The 24738-nt window shown below is 48.5% G+C and carries 26 protein-coding genes and 6 pseudogenes; 12 read left to right on the top strand and 20 right to left on the bottom strand.

Annotated elements, in window-relative coordinates; all coding sequences use genetic code 11:
- The first annotated feature begins 97 nt into the window (after nt 1-97).
- Nucleotides 98-1006 (top strand): LysR family transcriptional regulator, encoded by a 909-nt coding sequence (locus C1P89_RS05510; RefSeq protein ID WP_000885454.1) that lies wholly within the window; start codon nt 98-100, stop codon nt 1004-1006.
- A 329-nt stretch (nt 1007-1335) separates the two neighbouring features.
- Nucleotides 1336-1899, top strand: a complete 564-nt coding sequence (smrA, locus tag C1P89_RS05515) for a DNA endonuclease SmrA (RefSeq protein WP_001046821.1) — start codon at nt 1336-1338, stop codon at nt 1897-1899.
- A gap of 20 nt (nt 1900-1919) precedes the next feature.
- Here the strand turns inward: smrA and dgcM are convergent, their stop codons facing one another.
- Nucleotides 1920-3152, bottom strand: coding sequence for a diguanylate cyclase DgcM (gene dgcM, locus C1P89_RS05520; RefSeq protein ID WP_005142734.1), 1233 nt, complete (start codon nt 3150-3152; stop codon nt 1920-1922).
- A 193-nt stretch (nt 3153-3345) separates the two neighbouring features.
- Between dgcM and ydaN the strand changes: the two genes are divergently transcribed.
- From ydaN to dbpA, 4 genes are all read left to right on the top strand, one after another.
- Nucleotides 3346-3393 carry a protein YnaN gene (gene ydaN / locus C1P89_RS25800; protein ID WP_211180494.1) on the top strand — a complete coding sequence of 16 codons (48 nt, stop codon included), beginning with the start codon at nt 3346-3348 and terminating at the stop codon, nt 3391-3393.
- Between the two features lie 13 nt (nt 3394-3406).
- Nucleotides 3407-4390: a zinc transporter ZntB gene (gene zntB, locus C1P89_RS05525; RefSeq protein WP_000387388.1), complete on the top strand. Its 984-nt coding sequence runs from the start codon at nt 3407-3409 to the stop codon at nt 4388-4390.
- 274 nt (nt 4391-4664) lie between these two features.
- Nucleotides 4665-4838 carry a proline-rich small protein YnaL gene (gene ynaL, locus C1P89_RS26235; RefSeq protein ID WP_001296046.1) on the top strand — a complete coding sequence of 58 codons (174 nt, stop codon included), beginning with the start codon at nt 4665-4667 and terminating at the stop codon, nt 4836-4838.
- A gap of 29 nt (nt 4839-4867) precedes the next feature.
- A complete protein-coding gene (gene dbpA / locus C1P89_RS05530; RefSeq protein ID WP_000123760.1) occupies nt 4868-6241 on the top strand; it encodes an ATP-dependent RNA helicase DbpA in 1374 nt (457 codons plus the stop codon).
- A 128-nt stretch (nt 6242-6369) separates the two neighbouring features.
- Here dbpA and ttcA read toward each other — a convergent pair whose 3' ends face one another.
- From ttcA to xisR, 5 genes and pseudogenes are all read right to left on the bottom strand, one after another.
- A complete protein-coding gene (gene ttcA, locus C1P89_RS05535; RefSeq protein ID WP_001157407.1) occupies nt 6370-7305 on the bottom strand; it encodes a tRNA 2-thiocytidine(32) synthetase TtcA in 936 nt (311 codons plus the stop codon).
- Between the two features lie 51 nt (nt 7306-7356).
- Nucleotides 7357-7848: pseudogene (locus C1P89_RS05540) on the bottom strand (tyrosine-type recombinase/integrase); the annotation flags it as partial.
- A gap of 42 nt (nt 7849-7890) precedes the next feature.
- A protein-coding gene (locus tag C1P89_RS05545; protein WP_094096605.1) for an IS3-like element IS600 family transposase occupies nt 7891-9047 on the bottom strand; the annotation gives its coding sequence in 2 pieces (ribosomal slippage) (nt 7891-8798 and nt 8798-9047; 1158 coding nt in all).
- Nucleotides 9048-9109: 62 nt separating this feature from the next.
- A pseudogene (locus C1P89_RS05550) lies at nt 9110-9859 on the bottom strand (Arm DNA-binding domain-containing protein); the annotation flags it as partial.
- A gap of 1 nt (nt 9860) precedes the next feature.
- Nucleotides 9861-10076, bottom strand: a complete 216-nt coding sequence (gene xisR, locus C1P89_RS05555) for an excisionase XisR (RefSeq protein ID WP_000079604.1) — start codon at nt 10074-10076, stop codon at nt 9861-9863.
- Nucleotides 10077-10251: 175 nt separating this feature from the next.
- Here xisR and C1P89_RS05560 point away from each other — a divergent pair.
- Nucleotides 10252-11480 (top strand): IS3-like element IS2 family transposase gene (locus C1P89_RS05560; RefSeq protein ID WP_088895425.1). Its coding sequence is split into 2 segments (ribosomal slippage): nt 10252-10567 and nt 10567-11480, totalling 1230 coding nucleotides; the frame shifts between segments, so codons are not numbered across the junction.
- 31 nt (nt 11481-11511) lie between these two features.
- On the opposite strand, the gene C1P89_RS05565 is transcribed toward C1P89_RS05560, so the two are convergent.
- The 4 genes and pseudogenes from C1P89_RS05565 to C1P89_RS05580 all read right to left on the bottom strand — a co-directional run.
- Nucleotides 11512-11700: a DUF1187 family protein gene (locus tag C1P89_RS05565; RefSeq protein ID WP_000276806.1), complete on the bottom strand. Its 189-nt coding sequence runs from the start codon at nt 11698-11700 to the stop codon at nt 11512-11514.
- A 50-nt stretch (nt 11701-11750) separates the two neighbouring features.
- Nucleotides 11751-12848, bottom strand: coding sequence for an AAA family ATPase (locus C1P89_RS05570; protein ID WP_041031528.1), 1098 nt, complete (start codon nt 12846-12848; stop codon nt 11751-11753).
- Between the two features lie 5 nt (nt 12849-12853).
- Complete coding sequence (locus tag C1P89_RS05575; RefSeq protein ID WP_001277359.1) at nt 12854-13150, bottom strand: host-nuclease inhibitor Gam family protein; 297 nt, start codon at nt 13148-13150, stop codon at nt 12854-12856.
- Nucleotides 13128-13289 (bottom strand): annotated as a pseudogene (locus C1P89_RS05580) (exodeoxyribonuclease VIII); the annotation flags it as partial. The gene C1P89_RS05575 and the pseudogene C1P89_RS05580, both read right to left, overlap by 23 nt.
- Nucleotides 13290-13376: 87 nt before the next feature.
- On the opposite strand from C1P89_RS05580, the gene C1P89_RS05585 reads away from it, so the two are divergent.
- Nucleotides 13377-14533, top strand: a protein-coding gene (locus C1P89_RS05585; protein ID WP_087879933.1) for an IS3-like element IS600 family transposase whose coding sequence is annotated in 2 segments (ribosomal slippage) — nt 13377-13626 and nt 13626-14533 — 1158 coding nt in all. Because the reading frame shifts where the segments join, the coding sequence is not laid out codon by codon here.
- Nucleotides 14534-14671: 138 nt separating this feature from the next.
- Here the strand turns inward: C1P89_RS05585 and C1P89_RS05590 are convergent.
- The 10 genes and pseudogenes from C1P89_RS05590 to C1P89_RS05645 form a co-directional block, all read right to left on the bottom strand.
- A pseudogene (locus tag C1P89_RS05590) lies at nt 14672-16144 on the bottom strand (RecE family exodeoxyribonuclease); the annotation flags it as partial.
- Between the two features lie 17 nt (nt 16145-16161).
- Nucleotides 16162-17318 (bottom strand): IS3-like element IS600 family transposase gene (locus C1P89_RS05595; protein ID WP_087879933.1). Its coding sequence is split into 2 segments (ribosomal slippage): nt 16162-17069 and nt 17069-17318, totalling 1158 coding nucleotides; the frame shifts between segments, so codons are not numbered across the junction.
- A gap of 195 nt (nt 17319-17513) precedes the next feature.
- Nucleotides 17514-17789, bottom strand: coding sequence for a hypothetical protein (locus C1P89_RS05600; protein WP_005049830.1), 276 nt, complete (start codon nt 17787-17789; stop codon nt 17514-17516).
- A gap of 84 nt (nt 17790-17873) precedes the next feature.
- Nucleotides 17874-18074, bottom strand: coding sequence for a DUF1482 family protein (locus C1P89_RS05605; RefSeq protein ID WP_269151788.1), 201 nt, complete (start codon nt 18072-18074; stop codon nt 17874-17876).
- Nucleotides 18062-18277: pseudogene (dicB, locus tag C1P89_RS05610) on the bottom strand (cell division inhibition protein DicB); the annotation flags it as partial. The gene C1P89_RS05605 and the pseudogene dicB, both read right to left, overlap by 13 nt.
- Nucleotides 18261-19106, bottom strand: a complete 846-nt coding sequence (locus C1P89_RS05615) for a Rha family phage regulatory protein (protein WP_000935585.1) — start codon at nt 19104-19106, stop codon at nt 18261-18263. The pseudogene dicB and the gene C1P89_RS05615, both read right to left, overlap by 17 nt.
- 746 nt (nt 19107-19852) lie before the next feature.
- A pseudogene (locus C1P89_RS26240) lies at nt 19853-19978 on the bottom strand (hypothetical protein); the annotation flags it as partial.
- On the bottom strand, nt 19959-20990 hold the full coding sequence (locus C1P89_RS05635; protein ID WP_005136263.1) for an IS630-like element IS630 family transposase: 1032 nt from the start codon (nt 20988-20990) through the stop codon (nt 19959-19961). The gene C1P89_RS05635 and the pseudogene C1P89_RS26240, both read right to left, overlap by 20 nt.
- A 144-nt stretch (nt 20991-21134) precedes the next feature.
- Nucleotides 21135-21290, bottom strand: coding sequence for a DUF1391 family protein (locus tag C1P89_RS05640; RefSeq protein WP_001091979.1), 156 nt, complete (start codon nt 21288-21290; stop codon nt 21135-21137).
- Nucleotides 21291-21595: 305 nt separating this feature from the next.
- Entirely contained in the window at nt 21596-22015 is a 420-nt protein-coding gene (locus C1P89_RS05645; RefSeq protein WP_000410104.1) for a helix-turn-helix domain-containing protein, read from the bottom strand.
- A gap of 96 nt (nt 22016-22111) precedes the next feature.
- On the opposite strand from C1P89_RS05645, the gene C1P89_RS05650 reads away from it, so the two are divergent.
- The 4 genes from C1P89_RS05650 (at nt 22112) to C1P89_RS05665 (ending at nt 24738) form a co-directional block, all read left to right on the top strand.
- The gene (locus C1P89_RS05650) at nt 22112-22354 is read left to right on the top strand and encodes a helix-turn-helix transcriptional regulator (protein WP_001033914.1); all 243 of its coding nucleotides are present in this window, start codon (nt 22112-22114) and stop codon (nt 22352-22354) included.
- The gene (locus C1P89_RS05655; protein WP_000702026.1) at nt 22351-22773 is read left to right on the top strand and encodes a toxin YdaT family protein; all 423 of its coding nucleotides are present in this window, start codon (nt 22351-22353) and stop codon (nt 22771-22773) included. Before C1P89_RS05650 ends, C1P89_RS05655 begins: the two co-directional genes overlap by 4 nt.
- A 63-nt stretch (nt 22774-22836) precedes the next feature.
- On the top strand, nt 22837-23985 hold the full coding sequence (locus tag C1P89_RS26410) for a YdaU family protein (protein ID WP_005144329.1): 1149 nt from the start codon (nt 22837-22839) through the stop codon (nt 23983-23985).
- Nucleotides 23986-23991: 6 nt separating this feature from the next.
- On the top strand, nt 23992-24738 hold the full coding sequence (locus tag C1P89_RS05665; RefSeq protein WP_000788997.1) for an ATP-binding protein: 747 nt from the start codon (nt 23992-23994) through the stop codon (nt 24736-24738).

Below are 24738 nucleotides of genomic sequence, written 5' to 3' on the forward strand. Positions count from 1 at the left end.
CAGTTTTAACCGTTCATAAATTACCCTGACACAATCATCTGCATTAAAGTAGATGCCAGTTTCTTTGGTCTGATAAATAACGGTTATCGGTGGCGTCATGGCTTTTCAGGTAAAAATTCATCAAATTCGGGCTTTTGTTGAAGTGGCTCGTCAGGGCAGCATTCGCGGAGCGAGCCGAATGTTGAATATGTCGCAACCGGCACTGAGTAAATCTATTCAGGAGCTGGAAGAAGGATTAGCGGCGCAACTCTTTTTTCGCCGTAGTAAAGGCGTGACGTTAACTGATGCCGGTGAAAGTTTTTATCAGCACGCCAGTCTTATTCTTGAAGAGCTGCGCGCAGCCCAAGAGGATATTCGCCAACGACAAGGGCAACTGGCAGGGCAGATTAATATCGGCATGGGGGCCAGTATTTCCCGCAGTCTGATGCCAGCTGTCATATCTCGTTTTCATCAGCAGCATCCGCAGGTAAAAGTACGCATTATGGAAGGGCAACTGGTGTCGATGATTAATGAATTGCGTCAGGGAGAATTGGATTTCACCATCAATACCTATTATCAGGGACCGTACGACCACGAATTTACTTTTGAGAAATTACTGGAAAAGCAATTCGCGATCTTTTGCCGCCCGGGACACCCCGCCATTGGTGCCCGTTCGATCAAACAGTTACTGGATTACAGCTGGACAATGCCGACGCCACACGGCAGTTACTACAAACAGTTGAGTGAATTGCTTGACGATCAGGCGCAAACGCCACAGGTCGGTGTAGTCTGCGAGACGTTCTCAGCCTGTATCAGTCTGGTGGCAAAAAGCGATTTTCTCAGCATACTGCCTGAAGAAATGGGCTGCGATCCCTTGCACGGACAGGGGCTGGTGATGTTGCCGGTTAGCGAAATTTTACCGAAAGCGGCCTATTATTTGATTCAGCGGCGTGATAGTCGCCAGACACCACTGACCGCGTCATTAATCACGCAATTCCGGCGAGAATGCGGCTATCTGCAAAGTTAAAACTGCATAAAAAAATAGAGTCTGTCGACATCCGCCAGACTCTACAGTACACACAGCAGTGCATCCGCGTCTTAAATCCGGCATTGTCTCCTCTGCGCCGGTGACTGTGTTATAACGGTTTTAACCTTTAGTTGCCAATTTTCTTCAGTGACAGATTTCACGAAAATATAAGTTACATTATTAATATCGTGAATGAATAATCATGCATAAGCATTTTGCTTAAAATATCGGCAATATTTGGAACTTATTACTGGAATTTTGGGTAATACGTTGTTGGACCGACCCGGTCTGGTTATCATATCGCGCTCTTAATTGCGGGAGGATGTAACATGAACCTTGACGACAAATCGCTGTTTCTTGACGCCATGGAAGATGTCCAGCCGCTGAAACGTGCTACCGATGTCCACTGGCATCCAACGCGTAACCAACGTGCGCCGCAGCGTATCGACACGCTGCAGCTTGATAATTTCCTCACCACCGGATTTCTCGACATCATCCCACTAAGTCAGCCGCTGGAGTTTCGGCGGGAAGGGTTGCAACATGGGGTGCTGGATAAGCTGCGCAGTGGTAAATATCCGCAACAGGCGAGCCTGAATCTTTTGCGCCAGCCGGTGGAAGAGTGCCGCAAAATGATGTTCAGTTTCATTCAACAAGCCATGGCTGATGGTTTGCGTAACGTGCTGATTATTCATGGCAAAGGACGGGATGATAAATCGCATGCCAATATTGTCCGCAGCTATGTGGCGCGCTGGCTGACCGAATTTGATGATGTTCAGGCATATTGCACTGCGCTACCGCATCATGGCGGCAGCGGGGCGTGTTACGTCGCACTACGTAAAACGGCGCAGGCGAAGCAAGAAAACTGGGAGCGCCACGCTAAGCGCAGTCGTTGATCTCGAGACGCATCCGCGGCTTATGCCGCCAGCACGCGGTTGCGTCCATCATTTTTCGCCCGATACAAAGCATCATCAACGCGTTTAAACAGTTCATCGATGCTTTCATTTCCTTCGTGATGCGCCACACCAATGCTGACGGTAAAGCGTGGTAAGCCCGAAATACTCACTTTTGCCACGCTTACGCGGATAGTTTCAGCCAGCGAAAGCGCGGTATCCAGTGGGGTTCTTGGTAGCAATAAGACAAACTCTTCGCCTCCCCAACGAAACACCAAATCGCCTTTGCGAGCGCAACTTTCGAGGGTGCGGGCGAGGGCGCATAACACCTCATCACCTTTAGAATGCCCATAGAGATCGTTAATGTGTTTAAAACGATCGGTGTCGATGAGCAACAAGCTGTAATCCTGGGCGATGGCGAGATGCTGCATTTGGCCTGGCTCGGTAATGTGATAAAACTGTCGCCGATTCAGTAATCCGGTCATCGCGTCATGGTGGGCAGCATGTTCCAGCTGCTCCTCCAGCCGTTTTTGCTCAGTAATATCATGTACAATACATAACATGAGCTTGTCGCCATAAATTTCAATCGGCCCGGCGTAGGTCTGCACATGACGAGTCGAACCATCCGCCAGCTTATGAATAAAATTCAGAGGTTTATGACCACCGGGTAAATGCGAAATTTCATGCATGATAGGCATGACGCGACGCCCGAGCATATTTATTTCCCAGGTATGTTTCTGGCACATCGTTTCATGGTTATAACCATAGAAATTGAGCGCGGCGAGGTTAGCATCGACGATTTGGCCATCTCGTGAGGGGTCAATCAACAACATTGGTGCAGAGTTAGTCAGAAAAAAGCGCGCATAAAAACCTTGTTTTTTGCGCTGATAATTTGCCGAGCGACTGGCTTTTAAACCCAGCGTTGCCGACGCTTCGATACCTTCGAAAATAATCACCGGTTCTGCTTCTGTCAGCTTTCGCAAAACAAGCCGACAGTTTAATGCTGTTTCCTCTTCTTTACGCTGAACAGTGAGGATTTCGATAATATCGTGTTGGTTTTGCAGATCGGAGAGGTATTTCGGCAGTTCTTTTTGTGAGGAGACGGAATAGGGACCGGTTCGTAGCTGACTAAACGTGAGGTCTTGCATCAACAGTCGCGCCGCGCTATTGGCATAAATTAACTGTTCCTCAAAGGGCGAAACGATCCAGACAGGACTGGTGAGTAAGTCCAGGGTATTGAAGTTGTGCGTAATCATTGAGATCCCGTTATTTTTATCAATTTTTGTTGCTATCCGATCGCAAAAAAGCCACGTCATATGATCAGATAATTCTGATAATGATAGACGCTATTTAACACTTCACACGGTTTGTATACGGAAAAGCATTTTGCTTTTTGTATTCAATTTAGACAGAATTTTATTAATCATTTCAGGGTAATGGGGTGATGAGATGTTGCGTAACAGGGCCAGAAGGCTAGACTACAAAATAATGCGTTGATGATGGAGGCACTGTGGAAGCGATTAAGGGATCGGACGTTAATGTCCCGGATGCAGTATTTGCCTGGATGCTGGATGGTAGAGGCGGCGTTAAACCGCTGGAAAATACAGATGTGATTGATGAAGCGCATCCCTGCTGGCTCCACCTTAATTATGTACACCATGATAGCGCCCAATGGCTGGCGACAACACCGCTGCTTCCCAATAACGTACGTGATGCGCTGGCGGGCGAGAGCACGCGGCCCCGAGTCAGCCGTCTCGGTGAAGGCACGCTGATTACATTGCGCTGTATAAACGGCAGCACCGATGAACGCCCCGATCAACTGGTCGCCATGCGTGTATATATGGACGGGCGGTTAATTGTTTCGACCCGACAACGCAAAGTGCTGGCGCTGGACGATGTGGTGAGCGATCTGGAAGAGGGCACGGGTCCGACCGATTGCGGAGGGTGGCTGGTGGATGTGTGCGATGCGTTGACCGATCATTCCAGCGAATTTATCGAGCAGCTGCACGATAAAATTATCGACCTTGAAGATAATCTCCTTGATCAGCAAATTCCACCGCGTGGATTCCTGGCTCTGCTGCGCAAACAATTAATTGTGATGCGTCGCTATATGGCACCGCAACGTGATGTTTATGCTCGTCTTGCCAGTGAACGTTTGCCGTGGATGAGCGATGACCAACGCCGTCGGATGCAGGATATTGCCGATCGCCTTGGGCGCGGCCTTGACGAAATCGACGCCTGTATAGCACGGACTGGCGTGATGGCGGATGAAATCGCTCAGGTGATGCAGGAAAATTTAGCTCGTCGTACCTATACAATGTCGTTGATGGCAATGGTCTTTTTACCCAGTACCTTTCTGACCGGGTTATTTGGCGTCAACCTTGGTGGGATCCCTGGCGGCGGGTGGCAATTCGGATTTTCAATTTTTTGTATTCTGTTAGTTGTTCTTATTGGTGGTGTTGCTTTATGGTTGCACCGTAGTAAATGGTTGTAACAAAAGCAATTTTTCCGGCTGTCTGTATACAAAAACGCCGCAAAGTTTGAGCGAAGTCAATAAACTCTCTACCCATTCAGGGCAATATCTCCCTTGCAGGTGAATGCAACGTCAAGCGATGGGCGTTGCGCTCCATATTGTCTTACTTCCTTTTTTGAATTACTGCATAGCACAATTGATTCGTACGACGCCGACTTTGATGAGTCGGCTTTTTTTTGCCTGTTATTTATCAGCGTCTACCCTTTAAGAGTCCACCCAATGACCGGAGGGAAATATGACGACACTTATTTATTTGCAAATTCCTGTCCCTGAACCGATTCCTGGCGATCCTGTTCCAGTGCCCGATCCGATCCCTCGCCCGCAACCCATGCCTGACCCACCACCCGATGAAGAACCGATTAAATTGTCGCATCGTGAGCGTAGATCTGCGAGGATACGCGCCTGCTAACTTTGCGTCGATGACCACGAGAATAGATTGTGACCGCTTTTTCTACCCTGAATGTTTTGCCTCCCGCCCAACTCACGAACCTTAATGAGTTGGGTTATTTAACTATGACGCCGGTGCAGGCCGCCGCGCTTCCGGCGATCCTTGCCGGAAAAGATGTTCGCGTGCAGGCGAAAACCGGCAGCGGCAAAACGGCGGCTTTTGGCCTCGGCTTGTTACAGCAAATTGATGCGTCGCTATTTCAAACCCAGGCTTTAGTGCTGTGTCCTACGCGTGAACTGGCGGATCAGGTGGCAGGTGAATTGCGTCGGCTGGCGCGTTTTCTGCCAAATACCAAAATTTTGACGTTGTGCGGTGGTCAACCGTTCGGTATGCAGCGTGATTCGTTGCAACATGCGCCGCATATTATCGTGGCAACGCCGGGTCGTTTGCTGGATCACTTGCAAAAAGGCACGGTATCACTGGATGCGCTGAATACTTTGGTGATGGATGAGGCCGACCGCATGCTGGATATGGGATTTAGCGATGCCATTGATGATGTCATCCGTTTTGCGCCTGCATCTCGACAGACGCTTCTGTTTTCGGCAACCTGGCCGGAAGCCATTGCCGTAATCAGCGGACGAGTGCAACGCGATCCTTTGGCGATTGAAATTGACTCAACAGATGCTTTGCCACCCATTGAACAACAATTTTATGAGACATCCAGCAAAGGCAAAATTCCTCTGTTGCAACGGTTATTAAGCTTGCATCAGCCATCCTCTTGCGTGGTGTTTTGCAATACCAAAAAAGATTGCCAGGCTGTCTGCGACGCGCTGAATGAAGTAGGGCAAAGTGCATTGTCATTACACGGCGATTTGGAGCAACGCGATCGCGATCAGACCCTGGTACGTTTTGCTAACGGTAGCGCCCGTGTACTGGTTGCGACTGATGTTGCTGCGCGTGGTCTGGATATTAAATCGCTTGAGCTGGTGGTGAACTTTGAGCTGGCGTGGGACCCTGAAGTTCATGTACATCGCATCGGCCGTACAGCTCGTGCAGGAAATAGCGGTCTGGCGATCAGTTTCTGTGCTCCGGAAGAAGCACAGCGGGCCAATATCATTTCTGACATGTTGCAGATAAAACTTAACTGGCAAACGCCGCCAGCTAATAGTTCCATTGTGCCGCTGGAAGCAGAAATGGCAACGTTGTGTATCGATGGTGGGAAAAAAGCCAAAATGCGCCCGGGTGATGTATTAGGTGCACTGACAGGAGATATCGGGCTTGATGGCGCAGATATTGGCAAAATCGCCGTGCATCCGGCGCATGTCTATGTCGCGGTCCGTCAGGCTGTTGCTCATAAAGCATGGAAACAGTTACAGGGCGGGAAGATTAAAGGAAAAACGAGCCGGGTGCGGTTATTAAAATAATGAAATGTTGAATTGCCGGGTGCAAGAGTAAACATCTTATTCGGGATTGCCGGATGCGACGCTGGCCGCGTCTTATCCGGCCTCCATAAGAGTAGCCCGATACGCTTGCGCATCGGGCGCCATCCTGGTTATTTCACTTCAACCACATTCAGCCGTAACTCATCCAACTGATTTTCATCTTCTTCTGGCTGCCAGCCCGCCGGTTGTAGTGGGATCTCTTCGCGATCAAACGCCAGATCACCCCCGTTAACCACTTCAGAACCGTGGGTGATGCCTTTGAAATCGAACAGGTTGGTATCGCACAGATGCGACGGCACCACATTCTGCATCGCGCTGAACATCGTCTCGATACGCCCTGGATAACGTTTATCCCAGTCACGCAACATGTCAGCAATCACCTGACGTTGCAGGTTAGGCTGTGAACCGCACAGGTTGCACGGAATAATCGGGAACGCTTTTGCATCGGCAAATCGCTGAATATCTTTCTCGCGGCAGTAGGCCAGCGGACGAATAACGATATGTTTGCCATCATCGCTCATCAGTTTCGGAGGCATACCTTTCATCTTGCCGCCGTAGAACATATTTAAGAACAGCGTCTGCAGGATATCGTCACGATGGTGACCCAGCGCGATCTTCGTCGCCCCCAGTTCCGTTGCGGTACGATAAAGGATACCGCGACGAAGGCGAGAACACAGTGAGCAAGTGGTTTTGCCCTCTGGAATCTTCTCTTTCACGATACCGTAAGTGTTCTCTTCGACAATCTTGTACTCAACGCCCAGCTTTTCAAGATACTCGGGCAGAACGTGTTCCGGGAAGCCCGGTTGCTTTTGATCGAGGTTAACAGCCACCAGCGAAAAATTGATTGGCGCGCTTTGCTGCAAATTGCGCAGAATCTCCAGCATGGTATAGCTGTCTTTACCCCCGGAGAGGCAAACCATGATGCGATCGCCTTCTTCAATCATATTGAAGTCAGCAATGGCTTCGCCCACGTTACGACGCAGACGTTTTTGTAATTTGTTCAGGTTGTATTGTTCTTTCTTTGTAATTTGTTGATTTTCTTGCATTATTTCAGTTCTCTGGTACTAAATGGGGCAAATTGGGGGCAAACTTTGCAACTACGATAACCGCGCATTCAACATGGCTATCTGTTCGTCGTTCATGTCATCAATCCACATACCGTAAATTTCATACACCATTTGCGCAGTTTCATGCCCCATCTGGCTGGCTATAAATGCCGGGTTCGCTCCTGCCGTCAACAGCCAGCAGGCAAAAGTATGTCGCGTATGGTACGGATTACGGCGGCGAATACCAGCACGTTTTACTGCTGCATTCCATCTTGCACCCAAACTGCTTACCGAGTAATAAGGTTTCTGTTTTTCGTTACACACCCTGGGCATGAAAACAAAATGCAGTTTTTGCTTTTCAGTTCTGCCGTACTCCCGATGATAAAAAGTGATTTCGCTTTTGCGATGATGCCCGGTCAGTTTGTATTGCTCCTTCAGTGCTTCAAGAGCCGGCTGCAGTAATGTTACCGTCCGGATCCCGGCATTTGTTTTTGGGGGACCGAACATATCAAGTATCGTCAGGTTTCTTCTGACATTCACAATGAGGTGTACTGGCAATAGCGGACACTACCATTTGTTCTTTTTTTAAGCAGCCATCTGATGATATTTTTCCCTGAAGGCTGCCGGGGAGATATTCCCCAGACGAGAGTGACGACGCTGACGATTGTAGAAAATCTCAATGTATTCCCGTATTACTGAGATGGCTTCATCCCGGTTATTAAAACGATAGTGGCTCAGGCTCTCATTTTTCAGCGTTCCCCAGAAGCTTTCCATCGGAGCGTTGTCGTAACAGTTACCTTTACGCGACATTGATGTTTTCAGACCAGACTGCTCCTGTATGACCCGGTAATCGTATGCGCAGTACTGTGAACCTCGATCAGAGTGGTGGATTAGCCCGGCAGGTGGGCGCTGGCTCCTGAGCGCCATAAACAGGGCTTTACCTGTCAGCTCTTTTGTCATGCGCTCTCCCATGGCGTAGCCGACAATTTCGCACGTATAAACATCTTTGATGCCAGCGAGGTACAACCATCCCTCCTGTGTGGCAACATACGTCAGGTCCGCCACCCAGACCTGATTTGGTGCTGTAGGAGTGAACGTCTGGTTCAGCAGATTTGGCGCAACTGGCAGATTGTGGTTCGAGTTCGTAGTCGCTCTGAACTTGCGTTTCTGCTTACAGCGTAGCCTTAGCTCCTTACGAAGACGTGCCAGTCGGTCACGACCAACGATGATGCCATTCTCTGCCAGCTCCGTCTGGAGCCGCCGGGTTCCATATGTTTCGCGAGTGCGGATATGTGCCACCTTAATCTCCAGTTTTAGCCGCTCATCACTTTGTTTTCTGTCTGAGGGTTCATGCTGTACCCAGTTGTAATAACCGCTCCTGGATACACCAAATACCTGACACATCGCTTCAATGGGAAATTGTTGTCGCCATTGTTCGATTAACGCGTATTTTTCAGCGACTCCTGTGCAAAATACGCTGTTGCTTTTTTTAATATATCTCGCTCAAGGCGAGCTTCATTTAACGCCTTACGCAGTTGCAGAATTTCAGATTCCAGTTCAGCCACCGTGCGGGAACCAGGAGTACCGAGCCCTTTTCTGGCGGCGGTAACCCATTGTCCTAAAGTGCCTTCAGGAAGAGATAATCGGGAAGCGCCTTCACTGATCGAAAGTTGATTTTCAAGAACCGTTCTGACAGCTTCGGCTTTGAACTCTTTAGAGTAACGTTGGGTTTTTCTGCTCATTATTAGCTCCTTCTGATGCCATTCTATTTCAGGAAGGAGTGTCCGTTAAACTCAGGCTACCTCACAATTCCCTTCTCGAAATCCACATCCTCCCACGCCAGAGCTGCCAGTTCCCCGTGACGAAGCCCGGAGTAAACGGCAAATTTCCACAAGTTTTGGCTCTGTCCTTTTTCACTTTCCATTAATGCATTGAATTCTGTTTTAGATAACGGGTCAGGCTTTATTCTGTTTCGCTGTAATTTTTTTACTCCTTCAAATGGTTTGGTTGATATAAATCCCGACTGATACGCAAAACGTAACAACGAACAGAGCAGGGCGATATAGTTATCAACTGTGCGCACGGTTCTTCCTTTTTTGTTGGATCTTGGATTATCTAGGTAAAGCGTTTCTCCATGCAGCAGTTCATTCCGGTAGTTTAAGATATCGCTATAACGAATATGCGATATCGGGGTACTCTCACAAATTATTATCCTGAGTGTTTTTAATTGTGATTTCGTTTTCTTCATTGTGTTTGTTGTTAACTCTGTCTCTTTAATTTTTGTCCAGATATCACAAAGCTCCCCGAATGTTTTTATGACCCTCGTTGTCACCATTTTTGCCCCAGTGCTGGACTGGGGAAAACGTCTTAAATACTCAAATTCACCGGAACTGATTTCATGAACTATCAACGCTCTTAAATTCCCGGCCTTTTTAATGTTACTGTTAGTAATCTCCCAGCCTTTCAATGTTTCCCGACATCGTTTTCCTCGAAACATGAACCAGATGCGAATGTATTTACCTCGAATCTCGACACCTGTTGGTAATTTAGACATATCATGAGTCTTTGATAAACTGATTTATCTTCGGATAGTTGTACCAGATAATCCCTCGCTTACTGTCTGGCTTCCCTAAAGGAGATACTCGTTTGAAGTGGAAGCCTTCCACCCAACAGTTCTGGCGGTATGCTTCAATTTGTCTGGCACCCAGACCAGTGCGAAGCATCAGGCCGTATTCAACCATCCACTCTTCATTAAAGATTACTTGTGCCATCGCATCACCTCTGGCAGGCGCCAATGTTAGGCTGAAATTGACGCCCGATGTTGATTATTAATAATCAGCTATGAAGTTTTAATTTAGACTGGCCCCCTGAATCTCCAGACAACCAGTATCACTTAAATAAGTGATAGTCTTAATACTAGTTTTTAGACTAGTCATTGGAGTACAGATGATTGATGTCTTAGGGCCGGAGAAACGCAGACGGCGTACCACACAGGAAAAGATCGCAATTGTTCAGCAGAGCTTTGAACCGGGGATGACGGTCTCCCTCGTTGCCCGGCAACATGGTGTAGCAGCCAGCCAGTTATTTCTCTGGCGTAAGCAATACCAGGAAGGAAGTCTTACTGCTGTCGCCGCCGGAGAACAGGTTGTTCCTGCCTCTGAACTTGCTGCCGCCATGAAGCAGATTAAAGAACTCCAGCGCCTGCTCGGCAAGAAAACGATGGAAAATGAACTCCTCAAAGAAGCCGTTGAATATGGACGGGCAAAAAAGTGGATAGCGCACGCGCCCTTATTGCCCGGGGATGGGGAGTAAGCTTAGTCAGCCGTTGTCTCCGGGTGTCGCGTGCGCAGTTGCACGTCATTCTCAGACGAACCGATGACTGGATGGATGGCCGCCGCAGTCGTCACACTGATGATACGGATGTGCTTCTCCGTATACACCATGTTATCGGAGAGCTGCCCACGTATGGTTATCGTCGGGTATGGGCGCTGCTTCGCAGACAGGCAGAACTTGATGGTATGCCTGCGATCAATGCCAAACGTGTTTACCGGATCATGCGCCAGAATGCGCTGTTGCTTGAGCGAAAACCTGCTGTACCGCCATCGAAACGGGCACATACAGGCAGAGTGGCCGTGAAAGAAAGCAATCAGCGATGGTGCTCTGACGGGTTCGAGTTCTGCTGTGATAACGGAGAGAGACTGCGTGTCACGTTCGCGCTGGACTGCTGTGATCGTGAGGCACTGCACTGGGCGGTGACTACCGGCGGCTTCAACAGTGAAACAGTACAGGACGTCATGCTGGGAGCGGTGGAACGCCGCTTCGGCAACGATCTTCCGTCGTCTCCAGTGGAGTGGCTGACGGATAATGGTTCATGCTACCGGGCTAATGAAACACGCCAGTTCGCCCGGATGTTGGGACTTGAACCGAAGAACACGGCGGTGCGGAGTCCGGAGAGTAACGGAATAGCAGAGAGCTTCGTGAAAACGATAAAGCGTGACTACATCAGTATCATGCCCAAACCAGACGGGTTAACGGCAGCAAAGAACCTTGCAGAGGCGTTCGAGCATTATAACGAATGGCATCCGCATAGTGCGCTGGGTTATCGCTCGCCACGGGAATATCTGCGGCAGCGGGCTTGTAATGGGTTAAGTGATAACAGATGTCTGGAAATATAGGGGCAAATCCATAATTTGAATACAATGCAATTCACGAGGACTGAAGTTTCTCGCAATTAAAATTTATCAGTTTTACTTTCTGCTCTCTGGAAACGCCTGCTTCTTTTTCCCCTGAGAGCATTTTTTCGCATTCTGATTTCGTTAGTTTTGTCTTTGAGTATCTTGTCCAGCTGGCAGGAGAACCACCTTCCTTTTCAATAGTGGCTGTAATTTTATACATGAACACCTCCATTAATATTTTCAAAAACCGTGTCCAAAATGCACTTGGTTTTACACCGGAATATTCTCATCGTATCCTGCTTGTTGCGTTTCGTTTTGTGTTTGTGGATCCGGGAATGCATATTCAACGCCTTCCAGTTCAATCCATAGTGCATTACGACCAGCTTTGATTGTCGGCCAGTCCATACCTTTGATTCTTTCCCATGAGCGGGAGGTGAATGTTTTTTCCAGCAAATCAGCTTTTGCGCGTTTGGCGTCGTTACTGGTGCCCCCATGGTGCTTGTTGAACAACTCGATAATTTCATCAAGTGCGATTTCTTTTGCACGCTTTTCTTTTAGCCATGTCGGTGTACCGTCGTTGGCAAATAATTCACTGTTATCCCGTGAGGTATCGATGCCGAGGTGTTCACCTCCCAGGTTAAGAAACTCGATATGAGGAAGAAAGTTTTTAAATGTTGGGTTTGAAAATACCTGTCCATCAATACGGGTGGAGCGATCTTTTAGTATTCTGGCGGTGCGCCACACCTGACCGGTTTCTATGTTCATTTGCTTCTCCATCTGGATCAGGATGGAGGGTTCATAACCGGTTTCTGTTTCTGCTTTCATTTTTATACCGGTTTTTGCCAACTGGCGTTTGCCATCATCACCTTCGAAAAAGTCATACTCATATCCTGCACGCCCGCACATAATAATGTGCGCCTGACTGTTAACAAATCGATCGGTAAAGCGTCGCCACTCCTGTTTGAGCCACGCCCAGTCTGAAAATTCCAGTCCTCGTTTACGGTTTCGGCGTCTGGCATACTCGTCGCATAATCCGGTCCAGAAGTGACTGATGGAGTCGATGATCATTACGGAACCGCTGCTTTCCGCTTCATTAATGGCTTCAAGCAGATCAACAAACGAGCGGGTTTTTGCCGTAAATAATTCGATATTTTCCGCATCAAAGCGGGGTTTAACCCAGTCAGAGCCTGTTTCTGTGTCCAGAAACATTACCGGGCGGTTACCAGCTTCAATTCCCCGTTGCCGCATAAGCATTACCAGACCAATAGCCAGTTCGCTTGCTGTGTAGGTTTTGCCGTCGCCAGCAAACCCCATAATTCCTGCTTTTAGATAGGCCTGTGTGTTTATTGCTCGTTGAAAAAGCGCCATAGATTTTAGTCCTCCAAATCAATATCAACCTGGTGGTGGGCAATGGTTTCAGCCATGTACCGGATGTGTTCTGCCATGCGCTCCTGAAACTCAACATCATCATCAAATGCGTGGCTGATTGCCTGTTTATTGGCACCGTGGCGTTGCAAATGGTCGATGCAGAGCGATTCAAACAGGTGCTGAGGCAGACCTTTTTCCAGGTCGTCCGCCAGTTCCGTTTCTTTTTCTTCACGAACGATCTGCTGGTAGTGGCGAGCCCATGCCATTTCTTCAATACGATCAAAAATCGGGTAAGCGCTCATCACTGGTCACTCCAAAATTTTCAAGCTTGTTGGCAATCATCATTGCGATGTCAGGGATTGCAGGCGCATAGGCTATGCACGCAGGATTCGCACATAAACCGTAAACCGCCGCAATCAACACCTGTTTTTTCCAGTTGAGTTCATCTTCGCCAGTTTCATTATTGAGGTAGCCTGAGTTTAACGGACACTCCTTCCTGAAATAGAATGGCATCAGAAGGAGCTAATAATGAGCAGAAAAACCCAACGTTACTCTAAAGAGTTCAAAGCCGAAGCTGTCAGAACGGTTCCTGAAAATCAACTTTCGATCAGTGAAGGCGCTTCCCGATTATCTCTTCCTGAAGGCACTTTAGGACAATGGGTTACCGCCGCCAGAAAAGGGCTCGGTACTCCTGGTTCCCGCACGGTGGCTGAACTGGAATCTGAAATTCTGCAACTGCGTAAGGCGTTAAATGAAGCTCGCCTTGAGCGAGATATATTAAAAAAAGCAACAGCGTATTTTGCACAGGAGTCGCTGAAAAATACGCGTTAATCGAACAATGGCGACAACAATTTCCCATTGAAGCGATGTGTCAGGTATTTGGTGTATCCAGGAGCGGTTATTACAACTGGGTACAGCATGAACCCTCAGACAGAAAACAAAGTGATGAGCGGCTAAAACTGGAGATTAAGGTGGCACATATCCGCACTCGCGAAACATATGGAACCCGGCGGCTCCAGACGGAGCTGGCAGAGAATGGCATCATCGTTGGTCGTGACCGACTGGCACGTCTTCGTAAGGAGCTAAGGCTACGCTGTAAGCAGAAACGCAAGTTCAGAGCGACTACGAACTCGAACCACAATCTGCCAGTTGCGCCAAATCTGCTGAACCAGACGTTCGCTCCTACAGCACCAAATCAGGTCTGGGTGGCGGACCTGACGTATGTTGCCACACAGGAGGGATGGTTGTACCTCGCTGGCATCAAAGATGTTTATACGTGCGAAATTGTCGGCTACGCCATGGGAGAGCGCATGACAAAAGAGCTGACAGGTAAAGCCCTGTTTATGGCGCTCAGGAGCCAGCGCCCACCTGCCGGGCTAATCCACCACTCTGATCGAGGTTCACAGTACTGCGCATACGATTACCGGGTCATACAGGAGCAGTCTGGTCTGAAAACATCAATGTCGCGTAAAGGTAACTGTTACGACAACGCTCCGATGGAAAGCTTCTGGGGAACGCTGAAAAATGAGAGCCTGAGCCACTATCGTTTTAATAACCGGGATGAAGCCATCTCAGTAATACGGGAATACATTGAGATTTTCTACAATCGTCAGCGTCGTCACTCTCGTCTGGGGAATATATCCCCGGCAGCCTTCAGGGAAAAATATCATCAGATGGCTGCTTAAAAAAAGAACAAATGGTAGTGTCCGCTATTGCCAGTACACCTCAGTTCGCTCCTCCGGTTCGCTGTTCTGGTGCTGTTTATCTTCAGTCTGTCGCACTTTATTTTCCGTTTTTTTGACTTCATTTGAGGAGATATGATGACCGGGAATCCATTTCGAATCATTCGGGTCGCTAATCCCTTCAACAAATTCTCCGCGAGAGGCAGCCAGTAATTTGTCTGCATCGACAGGATTTTTGGGCGGAATGTTTTTCCGGGCTTCATGGAGTTCTGTCCGCAGTTTCTGATATTTCGCATCAACAGCATTTACCTGTGACTGAGCATCCAGCGGCTGCGTGTCCTGATGATGTTCAGTTGCATCCGGTTCCACTGTTTCAGCCGTTGCCTGTTCATCTGCCATTGCGCAAGATGGTTGCGGTTTTTCTTCATCATCCTGTTTTCCTTCTTCTGTTACACGCTGCGGCATCGGGGCAGAGGAGCGACCGCAGGCAATATCCACGATTTCCGGATCAGGGTTGGCATGATCGGTTTCAGTCAGTACCTTGTTCAGATATTCAGTGACGTGCGCGGGGATGACCTCGATCCCAATTGGTGCTTCTTTTACGGACGCAACCACGATGGCGCGGGAATAATCCAGCCCGCCAGGCATGGTGATGAATTTGTCGCGGAAAACAGAAAAGGGCGGTTTATTTTCAGCGATAATTTCCTCAATGCGTTTAGCGTGTGCCGGATGAAGGTTATAGATGTCCAGATCCATTGAACGGGCCAGTACGCCAGTGGCTACGTCGCGCGCCAGTGACGTCAGATCGTGTACGAAACCTTCGCCGCGATCGGTGAGGTTTCCGCCGCCAGCATTAGCACCGGAAGCCGTGCGAGTGATGTGTGAAACACGATTACCCTTCATCCACTCTTTTGTCAGCAGTCCTCGATCGGTGTAGTCAGCGTTCAGGTATGCTTCGAAAAAAGCAGTTATCAGTCCCAGGCTTGAATTACCAGGATTAGGGAAAACTTTGTCAGTGTCACGAACCAGTTTGTGGAGATCGCGAATTTCCAGCGGGTCGAGCAGGCTGGTTTTGTGGGAAACAGCCAGGGCAGTAACAGCCGGTAGTTCTTCAGCCCGAGCAATGTGTAATGCCTGGAGTCCGTCGCGTGAAACGTGCGTTACCGGTTTTTCGCTGCCGTGTTGAGCAAGCCAGCGAATGGGCAGTTCCTGACCGGAAACTGGCAGGAGCATGTTCTCCTCAATTTCTGTCATGTCTTCGCCGTTGACGTTGGTATTGTCAGTGCTGGCTGGTTTGTCCTGAACAGAGGGAGAAGATGCGATAAATACCATTGTGATGCCATCTTCCCCGCCTTTTTCGTAACGGTTGCAGAATTCCGTATCAAACACGCCTTCTGGTGGGAGGTCACCAACAACGGGCAAATTGACGCGAACAGGTTTTTTAAAGTCATCTTCATCGTAGCCAGCATCGTCAATCGCAACAGCACCACGGGAGATGGCAATGGATAATTTTTTCGCTTCAGCCCAGTAAAAACCGCCTTTAATACCGAGGCGTTTTCTTACTTTGTCATTTTTTGCTTCGTAATACTGAGGTGTACTGGCAATAGCGGACACTACCATTTGTTCTTTTTTTAAGCAGCCATCTGATGATATTTTTCCCTGAAGGCTGCCGGGGAGATATTCCCCAGACGAGAGTGACGACGCTGACGATTGTAGAAAATCTCAATGTATTCCCGTATTACTGAGATGGCTTCATCCCGGTTATTAAAACGATAGTGGCTCAGGCTCTCATTTTTCAGCGTTCCCCAGAAGCTTTCCATCGGAGCGTTGTCGTAACAGTTACCTTTACGCGACATTGATGTTTTCAGACCAGACTGCTCCTGTATGACCCGGTAATCGTATGCGCAGTACTGTGAACCTCGATCAGAGTGGTGGATTAGCCCGGCAGGTGGGCGCTGGCTCCTGAGCGCCATAAACAGGGCTTTACCTGTCAGCTCTTTTGTCATGCGCTCTCCCATGGCGTAGCCGACAATTTCGCACGTATAAACATCTTTGATGCCAGCGAGGTACAACCATCCCTCCTGTGTGGCAACATACGTCAGGTCCGCCACCCAGACCTGATTTGGTGCTGTAGGAGCGAACGTCTGGTTCAGCAGATTTGGCGCAACTGGCAGATTGTGGTTCGAGTTCGTAGTCGCTCTGAACTTGCGTTTCTGCTTACAGCGTAGCCTTAGCTCCTTACGAAGACGTGCCAGTCGGTCACGACCAACGATGATGCCATTCTCTGCCAGCTCCGTCTGGAGCCGCCGGGTTCCATATGTTTCGCGAGTGCGGATATGTGCCACCTTAATCTCCAGTTTTAGCCGCTCATCACTTTGTTTTCTGTCTGAGGGTTCATGCTGTACCCAGTTGTAATAACCGCTCCTGGATACACCAAATACCTGACACATCGCTTCAATGGGAAATTGTTGTCGCCATTGTTCGATTAACGCGTATTTTTCAGCGACTCCTGTGCAAAATACGCTGTTGCTTTTTTTAATATATCTCGCTCAAGGCGAGCTTCATTTAACGCCTTACGCAGTTGCAGAATTTCAGATTCCAGTTCAGCCACCGTGCGGGAACCAGGAGTACCGAGCCCTTTTCTGGCGGCGGTAACCCATTGTCCTAAAGTGCCTTCAGGAAGAGATAATCGGGAAGCGCCTTCACTGATCGAAAGTTGATTTTCAGGAACCGTTCTGACAGCTTCGGCTTTGAACTCTTTAGAGTAACGTTGGGTTTTTCTGCTCATTATTAGCTCCTTCTGATGCCATTCTATTTCAGGAAGGAGTGTCCGTTAAACTCAGGCTACCTCATACAGTGGGTAAACTTGTTTATCGGTGCTCATTGTTTTTTAACCTCAACTCAGATTAAAATTACTGCGAGTGATGAATAAATGTCCCAGGTTCTTCACTCAGGCCTGCACAGTGTGCAGGCTTTCTTTTTTTCAGATTTCACCTTTTAATTTCATTGCAATCAGAGTTGCCAGAAATTCGGCTTTTTTTTCTGCGGGCAGATTCTTTCCTATGTGCACCAGACACATTTTTTTTACACCATCGTTAAGTGTTTTAACGTTGCCTGATGGACCGTCGATATCAACCACAGTGAATGGGGTTTCTTTATTTTCTGTCTTAATCACGTAGCCAATACGCTTTCCTTCCAGATTAACCTCGTGAACAATGTCATCAGTAGTTACAACAGTGGCTTCATAACTGGTAATCATGTTTTTCTCCTTAATTAAGGTTGAGCGAACCCCTGCCATTGCTGGCATATAAGAATGAAACCGGATATTTATTACGGAACTGTTTTAAAGACCTGCCGGGATTTCGTTATTATCATGGTGAATAACTTTATCGACCGGATAACAGTCACCGGGAATTTTCTGTTTCGCTGCGGCAGTCATACATTCTTTCATTGAGCTGTATACGCCAGTAACCATGTCAACCGGTTCACCGGAAACAAGAAAAACCGTCAGAACGAGTGCAAATACTGTATTCATTGTGCACATCCTTTTGGCATCAGACGTAAACGAGCCAGCATTGAAACAATGCATATTTTATTTAATAGCTCCCGTTCGTGTTTTCTCTTGTTAATGGCATCTTCAGTAAATACAGGGTTACTGATAGTGACACCAATTTCAAAACAACCTTCAGACGTATTAACGTTTGGTAATAACGTCTCCATTATTGCGTCCTCAACAATGAATTTTGAGTAATTGTTCCACAGTCATATTTTTAATTGCGCCCCGGTTAACAAGAGTCCATCCCTGTTTTTCCAGATAAAACCGGAAAGTCTCCAGGGTACAGACCAGTGCGCCATCAGGAACGGTTTCGGTGAATTCGACATTGCCGAATTTGTCGAAGTGAACAACCAGAGTGCGACCATCACCCGGAATCATCTTGTCAGCAGGTGGGGTGTTATTCTGGCGCAGTTCGGCCTCCATGCGGTCGAACTCAGCAATGTAGGCTTCTTTGAATGCAGCGGCTTTTTTGCCAGTGAAGCCCATAACCAGGAAAACGAAGCCGTTTTTGGTGATTTGGTACATTGGGAGTTTGCGCCCGATTGAGTCGGTGTATTCGCTCGCTTCAAAATTGAGGGCAGTAAATTTATCTGAGCATTCAATATTTGCGATGGCACGTAACACATTGTCGTGTCGTTTGTGGAAGAACTCTGCAACCGCAACAGACGTAGTGACAGCGCGACCGTTTTCTACGGTTACACAAGGGTGAGAAAGGGTAGTAGCCATGATGGCAGCCTCCGCGATGAATTTGATTAACTCACCACCGGAGGTAGCAATCTCATGGGTGGTGAGACGTACAGGGTTGCTACAACCGGTCATCACGGAACCCGGCCAGTCTTGCGACTGCCCCGCACGCCCCACCATAATTTGAATGTGGCTGTGCATTACGCATAAAAAAACCGCCTGAGCGCGGTTATGCGCCGTGAATGACTTCGGGGTAGCAATCCCGGCACCCGTTTTATGAGGTGCAGGTGCACTATAATTCCACCCGTTCTGGTTTTCAATAGCTACATTCAACATTTTCTCTTTCCTTTCATCACCGAAGTGAACTTTGTTGATGCGGTGCCTGGTGCCTCCAGGTGACGTTAACCAGTTAACAATTAACGCCGGAATAAGGGATTTTCCTTACTGTTTTAACTGTTCCGCGTGCGCTGAGCCGCATTCACCGCATCACAAAATTCACTTTAAAAAGGGCGGACATCAGCCAGCAATTAAACCGATGCCGCCAACTGGTACTTCACACAGCAATGTCGTTATTTACAACCGGAGGCGCACTCCCACCATTTAAATTTAACAGACAAGACCGACTCTTTATGGATACCGGAAATGCGCCTTCGTGTTGTGCCCGGTTTTATTTCACCACCTCCGGGCTTTGGTGGTATCTTTACTGAAGTTCTCACACAACCAGTAAGGAAATGAATATGCCAACGTATCTCGCCAGAGTAGAACTATATAATGCTGAGCCAGAGGATTACGAAGGGCTTCATAAATATATGCTCTCACTAGGATTCAGGAGAACGATCCCCCATGGAGATGGTTCGTATAATCAACTCCCGGACGGAACTTATGTTTCCGAAAAGGGCGGTGATATTTATCAAATTCGCAGCCAGATATCTGACTATGCAGACCGACTATCCAGGTATCGCGCGTCTGTTTTTGTTTGCGAATTCAGTCAATGCGCATGGTATTTATACCCCGCCAAGACCCGGTGAATATCCTGTACGGCCTTCTGCTTTGTAGAAGGCTTCTTCGCTATCATAATCGCCAGATTCCAGCGCTTCTTTAGCCAGCCAGATGCGTGCCCCAGTGCCTGCATTTGGCTCCAGTTGCTGGAGGCGTTTTGCATCTTCTAAATAGCTGCGCTTAATACCGCTACACTTTTGCCAGCCCATGTTTGCCTCCGGGGAATGGGCTGACGGTTTCCATAAAATGGCGAACTTTTTTCAACAGTTGCCACATTGAGCTGCACTGATGATTACGCGTTATTGTGTCGTGAAGTGCCTGCCATAGCCGTTCAACATGATTCACCCATGGCGAGTAAACCGGCTGATAAATGACCCTGAACTTCGGGTTCTCCTTCAGCCAGCTCTGTGTTTCCCGGCTTTTGTGGATAATGTAGTTGTCCACGATCAGCGTGATGGTTTTCGCCCGACGGTATGTCGCTTTAAGCCGCTTCAGCAGGCTGATGAACAGCGCCGAACTTTTGCTGTTGCCGCCCACACAGCTGACTTTACCTGTCCCGCTGTGCAGCGCTCCGGCCAGATAATATTTTTCATTCTGTCCCGGCGTGACCACCCGTTTTTGCTGTCCGCGCAGTTGCCAGTCCGCACCGATTTTGGGATTAAGATGGATATCCACTTCATCTTCATAAAAGACCGGATGCTCTGCGCTGCATTCGTCCAGTGCTTTATGGATTGCTGCCATCTTTTCATCTTTATGCGGGTCACGGATACGCAGAGTTGGCGCAGCCCTTCGCCACACAATCCCCGCAGACGGCAACCAGCGGCGAACGGTTCCGGCATTTAACTGGCAACCGGTTATCTCATTGATTTTTATTGCCAGCAGTTCTGTACTCCAGCGTGAACGCTGGTAGCCAAAGTCGCCGGGAGAATGTTTTACCAGCTCACGTAACAGTGTGCAGATATGCTCAAACGGCCAGCGACGGGCACGCCCGGCAGGTAATGATTTCAGTCCCTCAACACCCGACTGCGTGAACCAGTTAATCCAGCGTCCAACAGAGGAACGGGCGCAGCAGAGCGTTCTGGCAACGTCGCTGACACGGTCGCCCCGGTGCAGCATCAGCATGGCAGTCAGTCTGCGGGCATAATTTTTATCGTGTGTTTTATGGATGGCTTTCTGCATCAGGCGTCGTTCGTCACGGGAAATTGGTGCTATGATCGGCATTGCTCAGTCCGGTTGGTGATTTGTTTTGATTTGGCGATTGATCAGATCGCACAATCCGGGCTAAGTTCCCTCAAAGTGATCTACTATTCCGCGCAGCTATTTAGGAGTAGAGCGATAACGTGTTTTAATTCTGTCTCGTTCATTTTACTCACCTGAATGTCTTCCCAACCAACGACGTGCGCCAGCTTCGGTTTTAAACGTTTTGCTTTTGGTATACGTCATGGCGGTGAATGTGCCGTCTTGATTGGGAAACACGCCACATACCAGAGATTCGTTGTTGCCAAGATCGATAGTATTCATGTTGACCCCATTTCCCCTTAACGCCGGGTGGCGGAACGTTTTATCTACTGCGCTTTGTATCAATCAACAACTGCCGTCATGTTCGTATGCCTCAGGCTGGCTACTTAGCCCTGTTCAGTGACTGGATAACTCGAGGTATTGTCCTGCCGTTCTCTGGTGGGGCGTTGTTTGGATATGCTTATTAAACACAATTTGTTTTCTTGTGTCAACACGCAATGTGTTTTATGGTGAGTGTCATATGATGATGCTACAAAAAAGCCCGCTGATAGCGGGCTGATTGGCATATTACTGTGATAGCAAGATCATTATTCCGGTGGGGGATTATCTTTAATCCTGCCTCTCAAATATTTTTCTACATACTCATCGATTTCTTTTAGCCGGACTTCAAATAGCTCAATCATTCGTTGTTGTTCTGAGCCCGGTAGCTGGTTAAACAACTCAAGAAGTTTTCGTTGGGATTCATTTAACCACAATTCAGAAGATTCCTGTTCTCCAAAGAGGAGCTCAGGAGGAGATATGCCAAGTGCCTTTCCCAATACGACAGCGTCATGTACTCCAACATTTCTGCTGCCCGCCTCATAGTTACCTATACGCGATTGCGTCCATCCGCAGATTTCAGCAAGTTTTCCTTGAGATAAACCAAGCTTCTGCCTGCGCTCTTTAAGACGCATTGCAATTTTGTCATTGAGCCTACTAGCGGCAATTTTTTCGTTTTCTTTTTCCATTGCATCCTTGTATCACGAATCGTGATTTACATAAAACACAAAACAGCTTGGCTATATAACACAAGGTGTGTTTAAAATTGTCATCGGAGGTTTTCAATGAACAAAATTTCAACATATCGAAAACAGCTTGGGCTGTCTCAAAGACAACTTGCTGTTCAGTTAGGGTGGATACAAAGCCGACTGGCAAATTACGAAGCAAATTTTCGTACCCCTGGACTAGAGGAGTGCAGAAAAATTGTTTCTACCCTTAATCGGCTTGGCGCTCATTGTGGACTTGACGATGTATTCCCCCCAGACGGTAAGCATAGCGAAAACAGCATAGGAGCGGTTGATTCATGAAAATCAGGCATGAGCACATCGAATCAGTGTTGTTAGCCCTGGCAGCCGAAAAAGGGCAGGCGTGGGTCGCTAACGCAATTACTGAAGAATATCTGCGCCAGGGGGGCGGCGAATTGCCCCTTGTACCAGGCAAGGACTGGAACAATCAGCAGAATATCTATCACCGTTGGTTGAAAGGTGAAACGAAAGCGCAAAGGGAAAAAATTCAGAAACTGATCCCTGCGGTTCTGGCAATTCTTCCGCGCGAGCTGCGTCACCGACTCTGCATCTTCGATACCCTGGAACGCCGTGCATTACTGGCGGCGCAGGAAGCGTTGAGTACGGCAATTGATGCGCATGATGATGCAGTCCAGGCCGTTTACCGGAAAGCGCATTTCAGCGGCGGCGGGTCTTCCGACGATTCTGTCATTGTTCATTAAGCAAAAGTTTCCATGCTGTTTGTGCTTATTCTAAGCAACCGGGCAGCATCATACGGGGCAATTATGGCCGCATTACCATACATGCAACTGTACATAGCTGATTACCTGGCTGACACCATGCATTTGTCAGCAGAGGAGCACGGCGCGTATTTGTTGCTGATGTTCAATTACTGGCAAACAGGAAAGCCAATACCCAAAAACAGGTTGGCAAAAATTGCCCGTCTGACTAACGAGCGATGGGTTGATGTTGAACCATCCTTGCGGGAGTTTTTTTGTGATAACGGCGACGAATGGATGCATCTTCGGATTGAGGAAGATCTGGCATCTGTCAGAGAAAAATTAACCAAAAAATCAGCCGCAGGAAAAGCATCTGTTCAGGCCAGAAGAAGCAGAAAGGAAGCAGATGTTCAAACAAAACAAGAGAGAAATTTAACAGGTGTTCAAACAGATGTTGGAGTGATGTTCGAACATGATGCCAACACAAAGGCAACTAATAAAGATACAGATAAAGATCTAAAAACAGATCTAACCCATCCCAAACCCTTCCCTTCCGGAAGGGAGTTTCGGGATTTTGTGGCTGGAGTGCTTGAGGGGAGATTATCTGGCGGTACTGCAGCGGAATTTTGTAATTCTGCGGTGGTTGCGTTGCAGGCTGCTGGCCTGGATGTCTGTCGTGAGTATCCGGTGCCAGAGCGTGGTGACGGTTGCGGAGGGCGGATTGATATCGTCGTGACTGACAGGAACGGTGTCCGGTGTGGGAGCGAGCTTGACCGAAATTCTCCGCGACAGAAATCACTGCTCAAAATCGGTGCTGTTGAAACCGGGATATGTGTCTTGCGGCGCAGTGATATCGCAAGGCACACCGAGCAGGGAATTCTGGTTATCGGTGGGGCTGTTCGCCAGAAAAAATTTGACCCGTTGTCAGTTGATCTGCCCGACTGGTTGCCAGAAACACTCTGGCATGAGTGGGTCCAGTTCAGGCAGGCATTGCGAAAACCGATTCGAACGGAGCAGGGCGCTAACGGGGCGATACGGGAACTGGAAAAATTCCGTCAGCAGGGTTTTACACCTGAGCAGGTGATTCGACACAGCATCGCCAATGAATACCAGGGTCTGTTCGCGCCGAAAGGTGTTCGGCCTGAGACGTTGCTCCGACAGGTTAACACCGTCTCGTTGCCGGACAGTGCGATCCCGCCAGGCTTCAGGGGGTAACAGACCATGAAAAATATTGCGACAGGAGGCGTTCTGGAGCGTATCCGCAGACTGACCCCACCACATGTAACCGCCCCATTCAGAACGGTTGCGGAGTGGCGCGAGTGGCAACTTGCTGAAGGCCAGAAACGTTGCGAGGAGATCAACCGCCTGAATCGTCAGTTGCGGGTGGAAAAAATCCTGAACCGCTCCGGCATCCAGCCGTTGCACCGGAAGTGTTCGTTTGCGAATTACCGGGCGCAGAACGACGGTCAGCGACATGCACTGAGTCAGGCGAAATCCATAGCTGACGAACTGATGACAGGCTGTACGAATTTTGTGTTCAGCGGTAAGCCCGGCACCGGAAAAAATCATCTTGCAGACGCGATTGGCAACCGGCTGATGGCGAAGGGGCGTAGCGTGATTATCGTCACCGTGTCCGATGTCATGAGCGTGTTGCATGAGAGCTACGACAACGGCAAATCCGGTGAAAAATTTTTACAGGAGCTTTGTGGTGTTGACCTGCTGGTCCTGGATGAAATTGGCATGCAGCGGGATACGAAAAACGAGCAGGTGGTACTGAACCAGATTGTTGATCGCCGGACGGCATCGTTACGCGGTGTGGGGATGCTGACAAATATTAACCATGCAGCGATGAATACACTTCTCGGCGAGCGGGTGATGGATCGCATGGTCATGAACGGCGGGCGCTGGGTGAATTTTAACTGGGAGAGCTGGCGTCCGAATGTTAGCCATTCGAGGGTTGTTAAGTAG

The sequence above is a fragment of the Shigella sonnei genome, assembly GCF_002950395.1.
GTDB lineage: Bacteria > Pseudomonadota > Gammaproteobacteria > Enterobacterales > Enterobacteriaceae > ECMA0423.

Excerpts from the sequence above, each read along its gene's own strand:
- xisR (WP_000079604.1), bottom strand. The coding sequence starts at position 10,076 with ATGGCACAAGTAATCTTTAATGAAGAGTGGATGGTTGAATACGGCCTG.
- smrA (WP_001046821.1), top strand. The coding sequence starts at position 1,336 with ATGAACCTTGACGACAAATCGCTGTTTCTTGACGCCATGGAAGATGTC.
- C1P89_RS05645 (WP_000410104.1), bottom strand. The coding sequence starts at position 22,015 with ATGGAAAAAGAAAACGAAAAAATTGCCGCTAGTAGGCTCAATGACAAA.
- C1P89_RS05650 (WP_001033914.1), top strand. The coding sequence starts at position 22,112 with ATGAACAAAATTTCAACATATCGAAAACAGCTTGGGCTGTCTCAAAGA.
- C1P89_RS05510 (WP_000885454.1), top strand. The coding sequence starts at position 98 with ATGGCTTTTCAGGTAAAAATTCATCAAATTCGGGCTTTTGTTGAAGTG.
- ttcA (WP_001157407.1), bottom strand. The coding sequence starts at position 7,305 with ATGCAAGAAAATCAACAAATTACAAAGAAAGAACAATACAACCTGAAC.
- C1P89_RS05665 (WP_000788997.1), top strand. The coding sequence starts at position 23,992 with ATGAAAAATATTGCGACAGGAGGCGTTCTGGAGCGTATCCGCAGACTG.
- ynaL (WP_001296046.1), top strand. The coding sequence starts at position 4,665 with ATGACGACACTTATTTATTTGCAAATTCCTGTCCCTGAACCGATTCCT.
- C1P89_RS05570 (WP_041031528.1), bottom strand. The coding sequence starts at position 12,848 with ATGGCGCTTTTTCAACGAGCAATAAACACACAGGCCTATCTAAAAGCA.
- C1P89_RS05565 (WP_000276806.1), bottom strand. The coding sequence starts at position 11,700 with ATGTATAAAATTACAGCCACTATTGAAAAGGAAGGTGGTTCTCCTGCC.
- C1P89_RS05600 (WP_005049830.1), bottom strand. The coding sequence starts at position 17,789 with ATGATTACCAGTTATGAAGCCACTGTTGTAACTACTGATGACATTGTT.
- C1P89_RS26410 (WP_005144329.1), top strand. The coding sequence starts at position 22,837 with ATGGCCGCATTACCATACATGCAACTGTACATAGCTGATTACCTGGCT.
- dgcM (WP_005142734.1), bottom strand. The coding sequence starts at position 3,152 with ATGATTACGCACAACTTCAATACCCTGGACTTACTCACCAGTCCTGTC.
- C1P89_RS05655 (WP_000702026.1), top strand. The coding sequence starts at position 22,351 with ATGAAAATCAGGCATGAGCACATCGAATCAGTGTTGTTAGCCCTGGCA.
- C1P89_RS05605 (WP_269151788.1), bottom strand. The coding sequence starts at position 18,074 with ATGTGCACAATGAATACAGTATTTGCACTCGTTCTGACGGTTTTTCTT.
- C1P89_RS05635 (WP_005136263.1), bottom strand. The coding sequence starts at position 20,990 with ATGCCGATCATAGCACCAATTTCCCGTGACGAACGACGCCTGATGCAG.
- C1P89_RS05575 (WP_001277359.1), bottom strand. The coding sequence starts at position 13,150 with ATGAGCGCTTACCCGATTTTTGATCGTATTGAAGAAATGGCATGGGCT.
- C1P89_RS05640 (WP_001091979.1), bottom strand. The coding sequence starts at position 21,290 with ATGAATACTATCGATCTTGGCAACAACGAATCTCTGGTATGTGGCGTG.
- C1P89_RS05615 (WP_000935585.1), bottom strand. The coding sequence starts at position 19,106 with ATGTTGAATGTAGCTATTGAAAACCAGAACGGGTGGAATTATAGTGCA.